General features: G+C 70.8%; 14 protein-coding genes. 4 read left to right on the top strand and 10 right to left on the bottom strand.

Going from position 1 to position 13,690, the window contains the following annotated elements; all coding sequences use genetic code 11:
- Positions 1–81: 81 nt before the first annotated feature.
- Positions 82–342, top strand: a complete 261-nt coding sequence (locus QRN44_RS06970) for a hypothetical protein (protein ID WP_285038676.1) — start codon at positions 82–84, stop codon at positions 340–342.
- A gap of 40 nt (positions 343–382) precedes the next feature.
- Here the strand turns inward: QRN44_RS06970 and QRN44_RS06965 are convergent, their stop codons facing one another.
- Together QRN44_RS06965 and fdhD are read right to left on the bottom strand one after the other, a co-directional pair.
- Complete coding sequence (locus QRN44_RS06965; RefSeq protein WP_285038675.1) at positions 383–2,674, bottom strand: FdhF/YdeP family oxidoreductase; 2,292 nt, start codon at positions 2,672–2,674, stop codon at positions 383–385.
- A complete protein-coding gene (gene fdhD / locus QRN44_RS06960) occupies positions 2,671–3,549 on the bottom strand; it encodes a formate dehydrogenase accessory sulfurtransferase FdhD (RefSeq protein ID WP_159876975.1) in 879 nt (292 codons plus the stop codon). The genes QRN44_RS06965 and fdhD overlap by 4 nt, the downstream gene beginning before the upstream one ends.
- 93 nt (positions 3,550–3,642) lie before the next feature.
- On the opposite strand from fdhD, the gene mobA reads away from it, so the two are divergent.
- From mobA to QRN44_RS06945, 3 genes are read left to right on the top strand one after another with little or no spacing between them, the layout of a single operon-like run.
- On the top strand, positions 3,643–4,323 hold the full coding sequence (gene mobA / locus QRN44_RS06955; protein ID WP_285038674.1) for a molybdenum cofactor guanylyltransferase: 681 nt from the start codon (positions 3,643–3,645) through the stop codon (positions 4,321–4,323).
- Between the two features lie 25 nt (positions 4,324–4,348).
- Positions 4,349–4,621, top strand: a complete 273-nt coding sequence (locus QRN44_RS06950) for a DUF6457 domain-containing protein (protein ID WP_121293199.1) — start codon at positions 4,349–4,351, stop codon at positions 4,619–4,621.
- Complete coding sequence (locus QRN44_RS06945; RefSeq protein ID WP_285038673.1) at positions 4,618–5,856, top strand: molybdopterin molybdotransferase MoeA; 1,239 nt, start codon at positions 4,618–4,620, stop codon at positions 5,854–5,856. The genes QRN44_RS06950 and QRN44_RS06945 overlap by 4 nt, the downstream gene beginning before the upstream one ends.
- A gap of 12 nt (positions 5,857–5,868) precedes the next feature.
- On the opposite strand, the gene QRN44_RS06940 is transcribed toward QRN44_RS06945, so the two are convergent.
- The 8 genes from QRN44_RS06940 to QRN44_RS06905 all read right to left on the bottom strand — a co-directional run bounded on the left by QRN44_RS06940 (position 5,869) and on the right by QRN44_RS06905 (position 13,677).
- Positions 5,869–6,681, bottom strand: coding sequence for an HAD family hydrolase (locus QRN44_RS06940; protein WP_285038672.1), 813 nt, complete (start codon positions 6,679–6,681; stop codon positions 5,869–5,871).
- Entirely contained in the window at positions 6,678–7,832 is a 1,155-nt protein-coding gene (locus QRN44_RS06935) for a cysteine protease StiP family protein (protein ID WP_285038671.1), read from the bottom strand. Before QRN44_RS06935 ends, QRN44_RS06940 begins: the two co-directional genes overlap by 4 nt.
- Positions 7,829–9,235, bottom strand: coding sequence for a phosphoribosyltransferase domain-containing protein (locus tag QRN44_RS06930; protein ID WP_285038670.1), 1,407 nt, complete (start codon positions 9,233–9,235; stop codon positions 7,829–7,831). Before QRN44_RS06930 ends, QRN44_RS06935 begins: the two co-directional genes overlap by 4 nt.
- Positions 9,236–9,308: 73 nt before the next feature.
- Positions 9,309–10,502 (bottom strand): HpcH/HpaI aldolase/citrate lyase family protein, encoded by a 1,194-nt coding sequence (locus tag QRN44_RS06925; protein ID WP_121293209.1) that lies wholly within the window; start codon positions 10,500–10,502, stop codon positions 9,309–9,311.
- Positions 10,503–10,504: 2 nt separating this feature from the next.
- Entirely contained in the window at positions 10,505–11,341 is an 837-nt protein-coding gene (locus QRN44_RS06920) for a hypothetical protein (protein ID WP_285038669.1), read from the bottom strand.
- A gap of 3 nt (positions 11,342–11,344) precedes the next feature.
- A complete protein-coding gene (locus QRN44_RS06915; protein WP_285038668.1) occupies positions 11,345–11,896 on the bottom strand; it encodes a TerD family protein in 552 nt (183 codons plus the stop codon).
- Positions 11,896–12,411, bottom strand: coding sequence for a hypothetical protein (locus tag QRN44_RS06910; protein WP_285038667.1), 516 nt, complete (start codon positions 12,409–12,411; stop codon positions 11,896–11,898). The genes QRN44_RS06915 and QRN44_RS06910 overlap by 1 nt, the downstream gene beginning before the upstream one ends.
- A 54-nt stretch (positions 12,412–12,465) precedes the next feature.
- Positions 12,466–13,677 carry a toxic anion resistance protein gene (locus tag QRN44_RS06905; protein WP_064295865.1) on the bottom strand — a complete coding sequence of 404 codons (1,212 nt, stop codon included), beginning with the start codon at positions 13,675–13,677 and terminating at the stop codon, positions 12,466–12,468.
- Between the last annotated feature and the right edge of the window lie 13 nt (positions 13,678–13,690).

Below are 13,690 nucleotides of genomic sequence, written 5' to 3'. Positions count from 1 at the left end.
CGATCCGGGCTGGCGTGTCGTCGGATGTCGGGTTAGGCTCACTCTCTATCGAACATATGTTCGAACGACGGGAGGGCACGCATGTTGATCACGAGCACCGAGATCGCGGTCTGGACGACGCCGGCACGCGTGCCGGAGCGACTGTTCTGGGATGGAGCCCGGTACCTCGTCACCGACACCCCGACCCCGCTCGAGCCGAACGTCTCGTTCGTCACCCATCCGCCCGCGGCGACCCCCGCCTGGCGGTTCCAGGCGACCGCTGCAGACGGCCGGTCCTTCGTCTTCGACATCCGACTCGATGCCGCGCGCGGACGCTGGCAACTCCTCCGAGCGTACGAATGAACCGCTCAGACCGTCGCCCGGGTCGACGTCGCTCCGGCTGTCAGGCCGCCGGCTGCAACCGCACCACGATCGCCTTCGAGACCGGGGTGTTGCTGCGGTCGGCCGTCGAGTCGAGCGGGACGAGGACGTTCGCCTCGGGGAAGTACGCCGCGGCGCATCCGCGAGCGGTCGGGTAGGAGACGACGCGGAAGCCGCGGAGCTCCCGATCCGGCTGCCCGGCCCACTCGCTGAAGACGTCCACCGTCTGCCCGTCCTCCAGGCCGAGGTCGCGGAGGTCGTCCGGGTTGACGAAGACGACGTTCCGGCCCTTCTTGATGCCGCGGTACCGATCGTTCAGGCTGTAGATCGTCGTGTTGAACTGGTCGTGTGACCGCAGGGTCTGCAGGACCAGCCGACCGGGCGGGCAGTGGATCGGTTCGAGCTCGTTGACTGTCAGCAGGGCGCGACCCTCGGGGTTCGTGAACGTGCGGGAGTCCCGCGGCCCGTTCGGCAGGACGAAGCCGTCCTCGCGGCGGATCTGCTCGTTGTACCCCTCGCAGCCCGGCACGACCCGTCCGATGTGATCGCGGATCGTGTCGTAGTCGTCCTCGAACGCCTGCCAGGCGATGCCCGAGTCCTCGCCGAGCGTCGCTCGCGCGAGGCGCGTGATGATCGCGACCTCGGAGAGCAGACCGGGCGCTGCCGGCGGGATGCGGCCGTGCGAGGCGTGGACAGCGCACACCGAATCCTCCACGCTGACCATCTGCGGCCCGCTCGCCTGCAGGTCGATCTCGGTGCGCCCGAGGGTCGGCAGGATGATCGCCGCCTCGCCCGTGACCGCGTGCGAGCGGTTGAGCTTCGTGGAGATCTGCACGGACAGCTGCGTTCCACGGATCGCGGCCTCGGCGGCGGCGGTGTCGGAGATCGCCGCGACGAAGTTGCCGCCGAGCGAGATCCAGGTGCGGACCTCGCCCCGCTGCATCGCTCGGATCGCGTTCACCGCGTCGACCCCGTGCTCCCGCGGCATCGGGACCGCGAACTCACGCTCCATGGCGGCGAGGAAGGACTCGGGCATCTGCTCCCAGATACCCATCGTCCGGTCGCCCTGCACGTTGCTGTGCCCGCGGATCGGCGACGCACCGGCGCCAGGCTTGCCGATGTTCCCGCGGAGGAGGAGCAGGTTGATGATCTCCTTGATCCCGTTGACCGCCGCCTTGTGCTGGGTCAGACCCATCGCCCAGGTGACGATCGTCGCGTTCGACGCGATGTAGCGCTCGGCGAGTTCGTCGATCTGCTCGCTCGTGAGGCCGGTCGCCTCGAGCACCGCAGCCTCGTCGAGGTCGGCCAGGTGGGCCGTCAGCTCCTCGAGTCCGAGGCAGTGCTCGGCGAGGAACGCGTGGTCGAGGATCGTCCCCGGAGCCGCCGCCTCGGCCTCCAGGACCCGCTTCGAGACCGCCTGCAGCAGCGCCATGTCGCCGCCGAGCCGGATCTGCAGGAACTGGTCGGAGATGACCGTGCCGCGCCCGACCATGCCGCGGACCGTCTGCGGGTTCTTGTACCGCTCGAGCGCCGCCTCTGGCAGCGGGTTCACCGAGACGATCGTCGCGCCCGCCTGCTTCGCGTCCTCGAGCGCCGTGAGCATGCGGGGATGGTTCGTGCCCGGGTTCTGGCCCATCACGATGATGAGGTCGGCCTGCTCGAAGTCCTCGTACCGGATGGTCGACTTCCCGACGCCGATGACCTCGCCGAGCGCCGTGCCGGTGGACTCGTGGCACATGTTCGAACAGTCGGGGAGGTTGTTGGTCCCGAAGGCGCGAACGAAGAGCTGATAGACGAACGCCGCCTCGTTCGACGCCCGGCCGCTCGTGTAGAACACGGCTTCGTCGGGGGACTCCTGACCGCGCAGCTGCTCGCCGACGATGGCGAACGCCTCGTCCCAGCCCACCGGCCGGTAGTGGTCCGAACCGGCCGGCTTGTAGACGGGCTCCGACAGTCGCCCCTGCATGCCGAGCCAGTACTCCGATTTGTCGGCGAGATCGGTGAGCGAGTGTTCGGCCCAGAAGGCGCTCGGGATGACGACCGGCGTCGCCTCCCAGATGACGGCCTTCGCGCCGTTCTCGCAGAACTCGAGCTTCTTGCGGTCGTCCGGGTCGGGCCAGGCGCAGCTCATGCAGTCGAAGCCGCCGCGCTGGTTGATCGACGTGAAGAGCTCCGCGGTCCGCTTCGGCCCGAGTCGCCGGAGGGCGGGCTCCATCGAGTGCAGGATGCCGGGCTGGCCGACGGCGACGTGCTTCGGGTGGGTGACCTCGATGTCGGCGTCCGTGACGTCCTCGACGGGCGGTTCGGCGCTCATGCGTTCGCTCCGGTCTGGAGTGCTGCTGGTGCCGAGCCTTCGGCCGGGTCGGCAAGGCGATGCGCTCCGCTGTAGACGACCATCGAGTCGCCACGGAGGAAACCGACGAGCGTCATCCCGAGTTCGGTGGCCAGTTCGGCGGCGAGCGACGACGGCGCGGAGACGGCGGCGAGCATCGGGATGCCGGCCATCGAGGCCTTCTGCGTGAGCTCGAAACTCGCGCGCCCCGACACCATCAGGACCATGGAGCGGAGCGGGAGCAACCCCTCCTTCGCCGCCCATCCGACGACCTTGTCGACGGCGTTGTGCCGGCCGACGTCCTCGCGGAGCACGAGCATCTCTCCAGTGCGGGCGTCGAACAGGCCGGCCGCGTGCAGACCGCCGGTGCGCTCGAAGACCGCCTGCTGTGCCCGGAGACGGTCGGGGAAGGTCACGAGGAGCGCCGGGTCGAGGCGGAAGTCGTCGTCCGCGACGGAGTACCGCGAACTCGTCCGGACGGCGTCGATGCTCGCCTTGCCGCAGAGGCCGCAGGAGCTGGTGGTGAAGAAGTTCCGTTCCAGGCTCGGATCCGGGGCGGGAACGCCGGGCGAGAGGGCGACGTCGAGCACGTTGTACGTGTTGACGCCTTCGTCCGTCGCGCCGGCGCAGTACCGCGCGGTCCGGACGTCGTCACCCCGACCGATGACGCCCTCAGAGACGAGGAAGCCGATCGCGAGGTCGACGTCGTGGCCGGGCGTCCGCATCGTGATGGCGAGCGAACGCCCACCGACGCGGATCTCGAGGGGCTCCTCGACGGCGAGGACGTCCTCGCGGGTGCGTGCGGGCTGTCCCACCGTGATGCGGGTGACGCGTCTGCGCGCCGTGATGCGAGTCATTGCTCATGGCTATCACCACCATCGGACGAGGGCAAGGTGCCTCACCGGATCCGCAGCCGCCTCGGGGGCTGGATCGCGGCTTAGGCTGGTGCCATGTCCGTCGATGCGATCATCCTCGCGGGAGGGCGGTCCTCCCGCCTCGGCGGCGTCGCGAAGGCGTCGTTGCTCCGCGACGGGCGGACGCTCCTCCAGCTCGCGATCGATGCTGCGCGGGCGGCCGGCGGCCGTGTCGTCGTGGTCGGCCCCGAGCTCGAGACGACCGCTCCGGTCCGCTTCGTCCGCGAGCGCCCCGCCTTCGGCGGCCCCGCTGCGGCCATCGCCGCGGGCCTGGAAGCCCTGCGTGACGGCCTCGCGGCCGAGGGCCCCGCACAGGTCGCCGTCCTCGCCTGCGACATGCCGGATGCCGCGCCGGCGCTCACCGTGGTGCTCGAGGCAGCCACAGCCGCCGCGGCCGGGACCGATGCCGACGGCTGGGTCGCGGTCGACGACTCCGGTCGTGAGCAGTCGCTGCTCGCCGTCTACCACCGGGAGGCCCTGGAACGCCGGGTCGCCGCACTGCGGACGTCACAACCCGGCGGTGACCTCGGGGGTGTCTCCGTCCGCCAGCTGCTCGCCGGACTCGTCCTCCGCCAGGTGTCCGTTCCCGACGGCGGCTCGGCCGACGTCGACACCTGGGCCGACGCCGCCGACCTCGGGGTCGACACCGCCGGCGAGTCGCCGGTGCCGGACATGTCCACCACCCCGACCGCCGACCCTGAGGAGCGTCTCCCATGACCGCCGACCCTGAGGAGCGTCTCCCATGACCGATGACCTGCATGCCGTCCTCGCGGACTGGACCGAACGAGTGTCCGCCGAGCTGGAGCTCGGCGACGTCGCGGTCGACATCGACGCCGTCCTCGGACTCGCGGGCACGGCCGCGCACGCCGTGCGGCGTCCGGCCGCCCCGCTCACCACCTACCTCGTCGGTATCGCGGTCGGGAAGGCGCTCGCGAGCGGGGCGGATCCGGTCGCCGCCGCCGAGGCTGCGACCACGGTCGTCGAACGGCTGGTCGCCCCGGACACGACCGCATGACGAGGTCCTCCTGGTGGGACGCTCGCAGCATCGCGCATGCGACGGGTGCGGCGCATCGGTCCGACGTCGTCGACACCCTGACGCTCGCCGAGGCCCTCGGACACGTGCTCGCGGCGCCGCTCGTCTCGCCCATCGCGATCCCGCACTACGCCTCCTCGGCGATGGACGGCTGGGCGGTGGCCGGGAGCGGCCCGTGGACCCTGCTGACCGGTGAGGACGCCGAGCGCGCGCGGTCGGTCGGACTCAGCGGCGGTGTCGCGGTCGACGTCCTGACCGGTGGGCTGATCCCGTCGGGCGCCGATGCGGTCCTCCAACTGGAGCACGGCGTGATCGGGCATGGCTCGGGATCCGCGCGCCTCCACCGCGCACCGTCCGCACCGAGCGGGGAACCGCGGCAGGGGCGGCACATCCGACCCGCCGGAACCGAGTCACCCGCGGGGTCGACCGTCCTCGACGCCGGCACGCGTCTCGGTCCCGTCCACCTCGCTGTCGCCGCCGGCGCCGGCTTCGACCGCGTGCCCGTCGTGCCGACACCGCGGGTCCGCCTGGTCCTCACGGGTGACGAGGTCGTCACGAGCGGTGTTCCCGGCCCGGGGTTCGTCCGCGACAGTTTCGGCCCATCGCTCCCGGGAGTGATCGCCTCGCTCGGAGGCGTCGTCACGTCCAGCGTCCGTGTCGGCGATGACGCGCCCACCTCGGCCGACGCCCTCGGGCTGACGAGTGCGGTCGGCGTCCCGGCCCGCCAGCAGCGGGACCTCGTCGTGACCACGGGTGGTACCGGCGACTCCCGAGCCGATCACGTCCGAGCGTTGCTCCGCGACGCGGGTGCCGAGTTCCTCGTGGACGGCGTCGACGTCCGCCCGGGTGGCCCTGCGCTGCTCGCGCGGCTGCCGGACGGTCGCCTGTTCGTCGGGCTCCCCGGCAACCCGCTCGCCGCCCTGCTCAGCGTCCTCACGCTCGTGCACCCGGTGCTCGCCGGCCTCCAGGGACTCGAGCTCCCGGCCCTGCGACCGGCGGTGCTCGCCTCGCCCGTCGACGGGGCCCGCTCAGGGACGGTGCTGCGCCCCTACCGCTCGGTGCACGATCCCGATTCGGCGACGCCGCATGCGGAGCCGACGCCATGGCAGGGAGCAGCCATGCTCCGCGGGCTCGCCGACGCCGATGGCGTGCTCGTGTGCCCGGGCTCCGGCGTGGCCGCGGGCGGCCTGGTACCGAGTCTCGACCTGCCCTGGTGATCGGGCCCCGCGTCAGCGGCCCCGGACGGCCGCAGCCGTCATCAGCTGCAGCAGTTCCTCGCCGGCGAGGATGCCGCGCCGCTCGGTGACCGTCAGCGTGTCGATCGTGAAGCCCTCGTCGTCGAGCTCGCCGTGCGCCGGCCGGAACGCGAGGTCGGCGGTCTCCAGCATCGACTGGTCGAGGAGCGAGTCACCGGCCGCGAGGACGAGTGGTCCGTCGAGGCGGCGGGCGACCTCACTGACCGCATCGTGCTTCGTGAGCGTCCGCGGCACGCAGTAGAGCTTCCGTCCCTGCAGGGACACGGTCCACCCGAGCCGTTCGCACACCTGCTCGACCTGCTCGAGCCAGCCCGCCGGGATCGCGTCGCGCTCGACGATCGAGTAGAAGAACAGCGCGTCGGCGACGTTCGTCTTGAGGATCCAGGTCGGCGAAGCCAGCTCCTCGAAGCGCGCGAGCGCCTCGTCGAGCGGAGCGGTGTGGTCGGTGAGGTGCGCTCGCACCCGGTCGCGCCAATCGGCGTCCGGGACGCCGTCGACGAGGATCTCGCCGCCGTTGCTCGTGATCGCGTAGGCGGGCGCGCCGCCCGGCAGCTGCACCCGCTGATACTGCGCCACCGTCCGCGTCGTGACCGGCATGAACACGGCCTGCGAGCGCAGCTCGATCAGCAGGCGCTCCGACTCGCGCGTCATGAACGAGATCGGCACGCCGTTCCAGAGCTCCGAGACGATGATCGACGGCGCCTCGGGGTCCGGCGTCTCGAGCCAGAACGCCTTCGGCGAGTAGATGAGGGTGCGATCCAGGTCGCAGGCGACGAGGGCGCTCACTGGGCGTCTCCCGCCGCGGCGTCACTCAACGGGTTGATGAGCCCGACACAGCTGTAGGGCAACCCGGGCACGACCTCGACCGGCACACCGCGCTGCTCGGCGAGCAGGAGCACGTGCGCGACGTCGTCGAGGGCGTCCGGCGACACGAGCACCTTCCACGGAACTCGGCGGAGCAGGACGCGGGTGGTCTCGCCGACACCCGGCTTCACGAGGTTCACGGTCGGGATGTCGTACTGTTCCCGGATCCGTTCGACGGCCTCCCAGCCGATCCAGCTCGGTTCACGGTCGGCCGTCGAGGCCTCCTCCACACCCGCGGCGACGTCGTCGACCACCTCGGCGAAGCGGCCCGAGACCGCGTCGAGGAAGGCGCCGGAGACATCGTGACTGCTGAGCTCGCGGTAGAACTTGGCACCGTGGAACTGGTCGTCGGAGAGCAGCTCGCGGTTGTACACCGTGCGGGACACGAGGCCGGAGACGGTGGAGTTGAGGCACGCCGAGGGGATGAGGTAGTCGTCGCGGGTGCCGTACACGGGCACGCAGTGGCCGGGGTCGGCGAGGACAGCCAGCTCGTCGGAGAAGCGGATGCCGTCGGTCTCGGCGAAGAGTTCCAGCGCCGCCGTCAGCTCGCGCGCGATGGCGCCCTTGCCGGTCCAGCCGTCGACGAACGCGATCTGCTCCGGGTCATGGTGCGTCGCGAGGTAGCGCAGCGCGGTCCCGTCGACGCCGACCCCGCGCACGATGCTCATCGTGTAGTGCGGCACATCGATCCCACGGACCTCCATCGCCCAGCGACGCATGAGGATCCCGATGGGCGTTCCGGCGCGGGCGAGGGAGACCAGCACGGGGCGGTCCGCACGGGAGGCCAGGACGAGGTCGGTGACGAGGCCGACGGCCACCGCGAGGCGCCGGCTCGACCGCGCGAGGGCGTCGCGATAGAGCTCCTCGTACTCGGGGGAGGGCAGGTACTCGATGGGCAGCGACTCGGCGTAATGCGCGCGCCCGCTCTGGATCGCGGCCTCGCGTTCGGAGGCGTCGGCCTCGAGGCGGGTGTCGCCGAGGTCGGTCAGGAGCCAGCGCACCTCCGAGGCGTCGTAGGACCCGAAGTCCGGTCCGGTGAGCGGCTCGGGGAGGGCGGCGGCGTCGATGGTCACGGTGCGGGGTTCCATTCGGCTGGGGTCGGGACGGATTCGGAGAGGAGGACGACGATGACGTGGTCGGTGACGGTCCGCAATGCCTCGACGACGCCGTCGGGCCGGAGCAGGAGCTCGCGGTCGGCGCCCGGCTCCGGGAACAGGACCACCGCCGCGAACCGTGAACCACCGCGGGAGAGGTTGTAGGCGAAGCGGGGTCCGAAGCCGTCGATCGTGCGGTCGTGGCTGGTGAAGGACACCGCGCTCGCGATGGCGTAGTCGTCACGGTCGATGACGGCGATGGGGGACCGCGTGGTGGTGGAGAAGCGCGTCGCTCCGCGCGTGCGGTCGAGGTGGGCGGCGACGGCCAGCGGTACCGCGATGAACTCCTCGGAGCCGAGCACCACGACCTCGCCGTCCGGCAGCTCCGGAAGGACCCGGTCGGTGATCGCGGCGGTCCCCGCGTCGTCCAGGCGTCCAGGCGCACCGAAGCGCGCGCTCCGCACGGGCGGCAGGTCGGAGGCGTCCACGACGACGACGTCGCCGGCTGCGGTCGATCCGGCGGTCGACGTGGCGGGTGCGGCGTCGATGACCGCTCGCGCGCGGGCGAGGACGTCCTCCGGAAGGTCGACGGCACCCACGCCGAGCGCCACGACGGTGATCCGGGTGCCGAGCCGGTCGGCGAGGTCGTCGAAGCGCTGTCGGTCCCCATCCGAACGGAGGTCGATGAGTCCCGCGACCACCCAGTGCGCCTGCGGCGTGGTGGCGTGCAGCGCGGTGATCGTGTTGCGGACGGTGCGGCCGGTGCTCAACTCGTCGTCGACGAGCACCGTGGTCCCGCCGGCCGTGGCCCACGCGGGGTCGCTCGGATACAGGCGATGGTCGCTCGCGTGCGAGTGCTCTTCCTCGAACGGCGTGAAGGGCACGTCCGCCTCGTGCCTCGTGGAGTGGAGGTAGGGCGAGCCGAGCGCGTCGGCGACGATGTGGCCGAGCCCGGTCGCCGTCTCGGCATAACCGACGGTGACGAGCTCCGGGCCGGCCGCTGGGGCTGCATCGCGGAGCTGGGCGAGGTGCTCACGGACGGCGGTGAGGGCCGCGAGACCGTCAGCATCCGGCCGTTCCCGTCGGGCCAGGAGCTGCGCCACGGTGTCGAACGGTGCCGTCTCCGGATCGCTGCCGTCGAGCGCGCTCCGCACCAGCAGTCCGAGCAGCTCTCCGGCGGCGAGTGCCAGGCCGGGCACGGTCGGCACGTGTTTGGCGAGGACCGTCGACACGAGCAGCTGCGCGCGCTTGGGGTTGTCGCGGAGCGCCAGACCGACGAGGTCCTCCACCGGGATCAGACTCCGGGACGCGTCCGAGCGCAGGCCGATGCCGACGGCGTCGCGCACGAAACCGCCCGTCCATGCGGCCATCGATACGGTCACCGCATGCTCGTCTCGAGGAGGTCGACGAAGGTCGTGTTCGCTGCCGTGGCCCAGTAGCCGCCCATCGATACCGTCACCGCATGCTCGTCTCGAGGAGGTCGACGAAGGTCGTCTCCTCCGCGGCCACCCCGAAGGCCTCCGCGCGGAGCAGGGTCTTGCGCGCCCACGCCTGATGCGGCTTCATCTCGTTCATCTTGTTCCGGTACGGGGAGGCGTTGGCGCCGCCGCCCACGTCGCCGACGACCGAGAGGGCGTCGACGTACTCCTCGTGGCTCACGACCGACATCGCGTGGACGACCGGCACGTGGCTCGGGTGGATGACCGTCTTGCCGAGCAGCCCGTTCGCCTGGTCGAGGGCGATCTCGCGGATGAGGCCGTCGAGTCCTTTGAGGAGCAGCTTCTGACGCAGCTGCGCCTCGTTCGCGTCCTGGAACGGCGTCATGCGCAGCTGCGGGCGCATGAGCCGCTCCGCGTTGTGGAAGTGCTCCCAGACCGTGCCGGTGATGACGAAGTCGTCGCCCGGTCGACCGAAGACGTTGACGACGTCGGCGATGACCGAGGAGACGAGCTTCACGTCGTACACGGTGAGGTCGCGGGAGCGCCGGAGCGAGAAGGCGCTCGAGAGGTCGGTGGCGCCGATGCGGACGGCGAGGACGTCCTCGCGGTGGGCCTTGGTGACGTCGACGATCCCGGAGAGGGTGTCGTCGCGGGTCTCGCGGTGGATCATCCGCGGCGATTCGAGGATCGGCATGACCCGGAGCCGACGCGCACCGTTCGACCCGTCCTGCCCGTAGTCGCGCTGCACGCGACCGAGCGCTTCGAAGAAGCGGTCAGCCACCCCGTCGCTGTTCTCGTACTTGGGGATGACGAAGCCGCTCAGGAGGTCGAGTCCCGGACCGAGGAGCCCGGCGACCCGCTCGAGCTGCTCGGGCGTGCGGACGCGGATGAAGAGCAGCGGCAACATGGGGCGCTTGGACCCCGAGTTCTTGGCGGCGAGCTGCTGCATCGCCTCCGCGACGTTCGTCTCGGCGAACTCGACCGCGTCGTCGGGGACCGAGTCCTCGAGGCACAGCACCATGCTCAGGCACCCGTGCTTCGCCTGCTTCACGACGTCCTTCGCGAGCGTGGGGCGCGTGCCCGGGCTGTAGAGGGTGGCGCCGAGTGCCGCCGCCACGTGTTCCGGCGGGGAGTCGATGCTGATGGGGCTCGGAAGCTTGTGGAACAGCCGCGACGCGCGCTTGTCGTCGACGTAACTGAAGTGCCGCATGGTCATCGTCTCCGGGGTTCGCGGGCGACGACGTACGGCGTCGGCTCGAAGCCGAACTGCTGCAGGAGCGTCTGGAGGGGGATCTCGGCGGGAAGCGGTTCGAGGCGGAGTTCGAGTCTCGACCCGATGCGCAGCAGCGAGACGACCGGGGCGGCGCCGGTCTCATCGGCGGCTGCGAAGCTCTCACCGTCGAAGAGCTGCACCGTCAGCGGACGACCGGCTGTGCCGACGAACAGCGCTCGACGGATGAGGTGCACGTGCCGGAGGGCGAGGATCGCGTCGCCGCCGTCGAAGCCGAGCAGCGGCCGGTTGCCGGGCGTCGTCACGGGCGTGCCGTCGACACCGTCGGCCGTCGCGACACCCGTGACGAGCTCGACGGTCTCCCACACGATAGCCGTCGCTCCGCCGACGATGAGGCTGCCGATCGCGGACTGACGCGGGTCGAGCCGGACCAGCGGGGTCTCGTCGTCGAGGACGCGGACCTCCTCGGCCGTCGGGGCGGGGAAGGGCTGTGGGGTCGTCGGAGCTGCGGCGGGCGTGGTGGCCGGGCGTGCCGACGGCGCAGCGGGAGCGGTCGACGAGGATCCGCCGAGCGAGAGTCCCGTCGACGGTGCAGACGCTGCCGATGCCACCGGGGCAGGGGGTGCGGCGGCGGACGTGGACGGCCCACCGAGCGTGAGTCCGGTCGACGGTGCTGCCGATGCGGCCGGCGCTGCAGGAGGAGGTGCCGTCGGGGCGCTCGCCACGGGCTCCGCCTGCGTGACCGGCGCGGGCCTCGGCTTCACCCGACGACGGAGGTAGTCGATGTCCCGTCGCACCGGGGAGGTGTTGAGCGGCACGGCTCAGAGGTCGATTCTGAAGTCGCGTGCCACGCCCGCGAGACCGCCGGCGTACCCCTGTCCGAGGGCGCGGAACTTCCAGTCCGAGCGGTGCCGGTACAGCTCCGCCAGGAGCAGCGCCTGGCTGCTGCGGACCTCGGCGATCGGCACGTCGAAGCGCACGAGCTCCCGACCGTCGGGTGTGGCGACGCGGACGAACGCCGAGCGCACGGGCGAGAAGTCACCGGGACCGCGGACGTCGGGGTCGATGTAGAGCAGGAAGGCGATCTTCGACACGGCGTCCGGCACACGCGACAGCTCGACGTCGATCTCCTCGTCGTCGGCATCGGACGAGAAGGTGACCGCGCCGTCCTGGCTCTCGACCTGGTTGAAGAACACGAGGTGGTCGTCGGACAGTGCCTTGCCGTCGTCGCCGCACATGATCGCCAGCGGCACGGGTTCGCTCTGCGGCCCACGGCTCGCGATGACGTCCCAGCCGAACCCGATGAGCACGGCGTCGAGACCGGGGTTCTCGGCGGTGAGCGCGGCGTTCGCGCCCGCGATCAGCGACGCCATCAGTGTGCACCCAGCACGAGACCGGCGTCGGGCTCCTGGAACTTGTCGGAGAGGAACCGACCGTGCGTCGAGAGTTCGGCGATCGCACCGATGCGGATCTGGTTGAGCAGGTCGCGGATGGTCTCCTCGATGAGCTCCAGCTGACGGGCGAAGACGATCGTGCTGCGGGAGTCGTCGGTGCGGTCCGCGGCCGGCAGGGCGAGGAAGGAGCGCAGCGGGCTCGGGAGGTAGTCCGTCACCATCGCGGCGAGGAGCACGCGGTGCTCGGTCGACGCGCCCTGGTCGGCGATCGTCGCCACGACGAGGCGCAACTGGTCGTCGATCTGTCGGAGCTGCGAGGTGAGCAGGGTGGGGAGGTCGCGCCCCACGGAGCGCACCGAGTCGCGGAGTTCGTCGAGGTGCCGGGCCGTCTGCTCGTCCTCGGTCTCACCGACGGGCGCCGGCGTGGCGTCGACGACGCCGAGCGGCTCGGCCCCGCCGGTCCGCAGTGCGTTCAGCAGTCGTCCGAATGCCATCCCTCGTCCCCTTCGTCCTCAGCGACCCGTGCGCCCGGTCACCCGAGCGTGAGGCTACCGCAGTTCGCGCTGCTCGGCCTGACGGCTGCGCTCGAGGTACGGCTTCGCCTTCTCGAGGCCCGTCTCGAGCGCGTTGACGGTGCCCTCCATGTTCTTGGCGGCTTCGGCACGGAAGGTGTCGATCGCGTCCATGGTCTGGAAGACGTTGTCGAACGCGCGCTGCAGGGTCTCCACGCTGACACCCGAGGTGGACGCCTGCTGGTGGATGCGCGTCGTCTGGTCCTTCAGCATCTCGCTGGTCTGCAGGATCATGTTGTTCGTCGTGGTGTTGATCGCGTCGATCTGGTCGAGCACCATCTTCTGGTTCGCGAGGGCCTGCGCGACGACGACGGCGGTCCGAAGAGCGGCGATCGTCGTGGTGCGCGCGCGGTCGACACCCTTGATGAGCTCGAGGTTGTTCTTGCGGATGAGGTCCATCGCCAGGTAGCCCTGCACCGAGACGGCGAGCTGCGTGAGGATGTCCTGGTGGCGCTGACGGACGGGGAAGAGGACGTCGGCCTCGAGCTTCTGCGCCTCTTCGATGCGCCCGGCGGAGCGGGCTTCATCGATCTTGGCGACGCACGCGGCGTCGAGCGCCTTGGCGAAGACGGCGTACTCGCTGAGCGCCTGCATGGTCTCCCAGAGTTGGACCTTCTCGCCCGCGAGCGAGGCGTTGTCCTTCAGGAGTTCGTCCTGTCCGGCCATGAGCGACTTGATGATCTTGTCGAGCTGGGTCTGCGCGGACTCGTACTTCTGGAAGTACTTGGCGAGCTTGTTGCCGCCTGGGATGAACCCGAGGATCTTGCGGCCGACGCCGAGGTCCGCCTGGTTGGGAGTGAGGTCCTCGACGGTGCTGCGGAGGTCACCGAGCGTGGTCGCGACCTTGATCTGCGCGCTGTCACCCGAACGCTTCGCCCCGGCGACCGAGGTCGACGAGCGGTCGAGCATGCGCGAGGAGTACCCGCTCGACTGCACCATCTCCTTGCCGCCGATCTGGGAGATGCCCTCGATCTTCTGCGTGAACTCGGGGGAGCGCGGGTCGAGCGTCGCGACCTCGGACACGAACGAGCGTGCCTGCTGCTGGATCTCCGTCTGGCGCTCCGCCGGGACCGGGACCATGCCCGGCGCCTCTTCGGCCTGCACGACGTCCGGTGCGTCCGGAGCGTGCAGCACGAGGGAGGCTGCGGCCTGTTCGTTGGCGTCTGGCGGAGTGAGTGGCGTGCTCATGCGGTCGACCTTG

The sequence above is a fragment of the Plantibacter sp. lyk4-40-MEA-4 genome (assembly GCF_030209415.1).
Lineage (GTDB): Bacteria > Actinomycetota > Actinomycetes > Actinomycetales > Microbacteriaceae > Plantibacter > Plantibacter flavus_A.
This window is presented reverse-complemented; position numbering and strand designations above follow the sequence as displayed.

Coding starts and splice junctions, on each gene's coding strand:
- QRN44_RS06915 (WP_285038668.1), bottom strand. CDS start 11,896: ATGGCGTCGCTGATCGCGGGCGCGAACGCCGCGCTCACCGCCGAGAAC.
- QRN44_RS06910 (WP_285038667.1), bottom strand. CDS start 12,411: ATGGCATTCGGACGACTGCTGAACGCACTGCGGACCGGCGGGGCCGAG.
- QRN44_RS06925 (WP_121293209.1), bottom strand. CDS start 10,502: ATGCGGCACTTCAGTTACGTCGACGACAAGCGCGCGTCGCGGCTGTTC.
- QRN44_RS06970 (WP_285038676.1), top strand. CDS start 82: ATGTTGATCACGAGCACCGAGATCGCGGTCTGGACGACGCCGGCACGC.
- QRN44_RS06965 (WP_285038675.1), bottom strand. CDS start 2,674: ATGAGCGCCGAACCGCCCGTCGAGGACGTCACGGACGCCGACATCGAG.
- QRN44_RS06945 (WP_285038673.1), top strand. CDS start 4,618: ATGACGAGGTCCTCCTGGTGGGACGCTCGCAGCATCGCGCATGCGACG.
- mobA (WP_285038674.1), top strand. CDS start 3,643: ATGTCCGTCGATGCGATCATCCTCGCGGGAGGGCGGTCCTCCCGCCTC.
- QRN44_RS06950 (WP_121293199.1), top strand. CDS start 4,349: ATGACCGATGACCTGCATGCCGTCCTCGCGGACTGGACCGAACGAGTG.
- fdhD (WP_159876975.1), bottom strand. CDS start 3,549: ATGACTCGCATCACGGCGCGCAGACGCGTCACCCGCATCACGGTGGGA.
- QRN44_RS06905 (WP_064295865.1), bottom strand. CDS start 13,677: ATGAGCACGCCACTCACTCCGCCAGACGCCAACGAACAGGCCGCAGCC.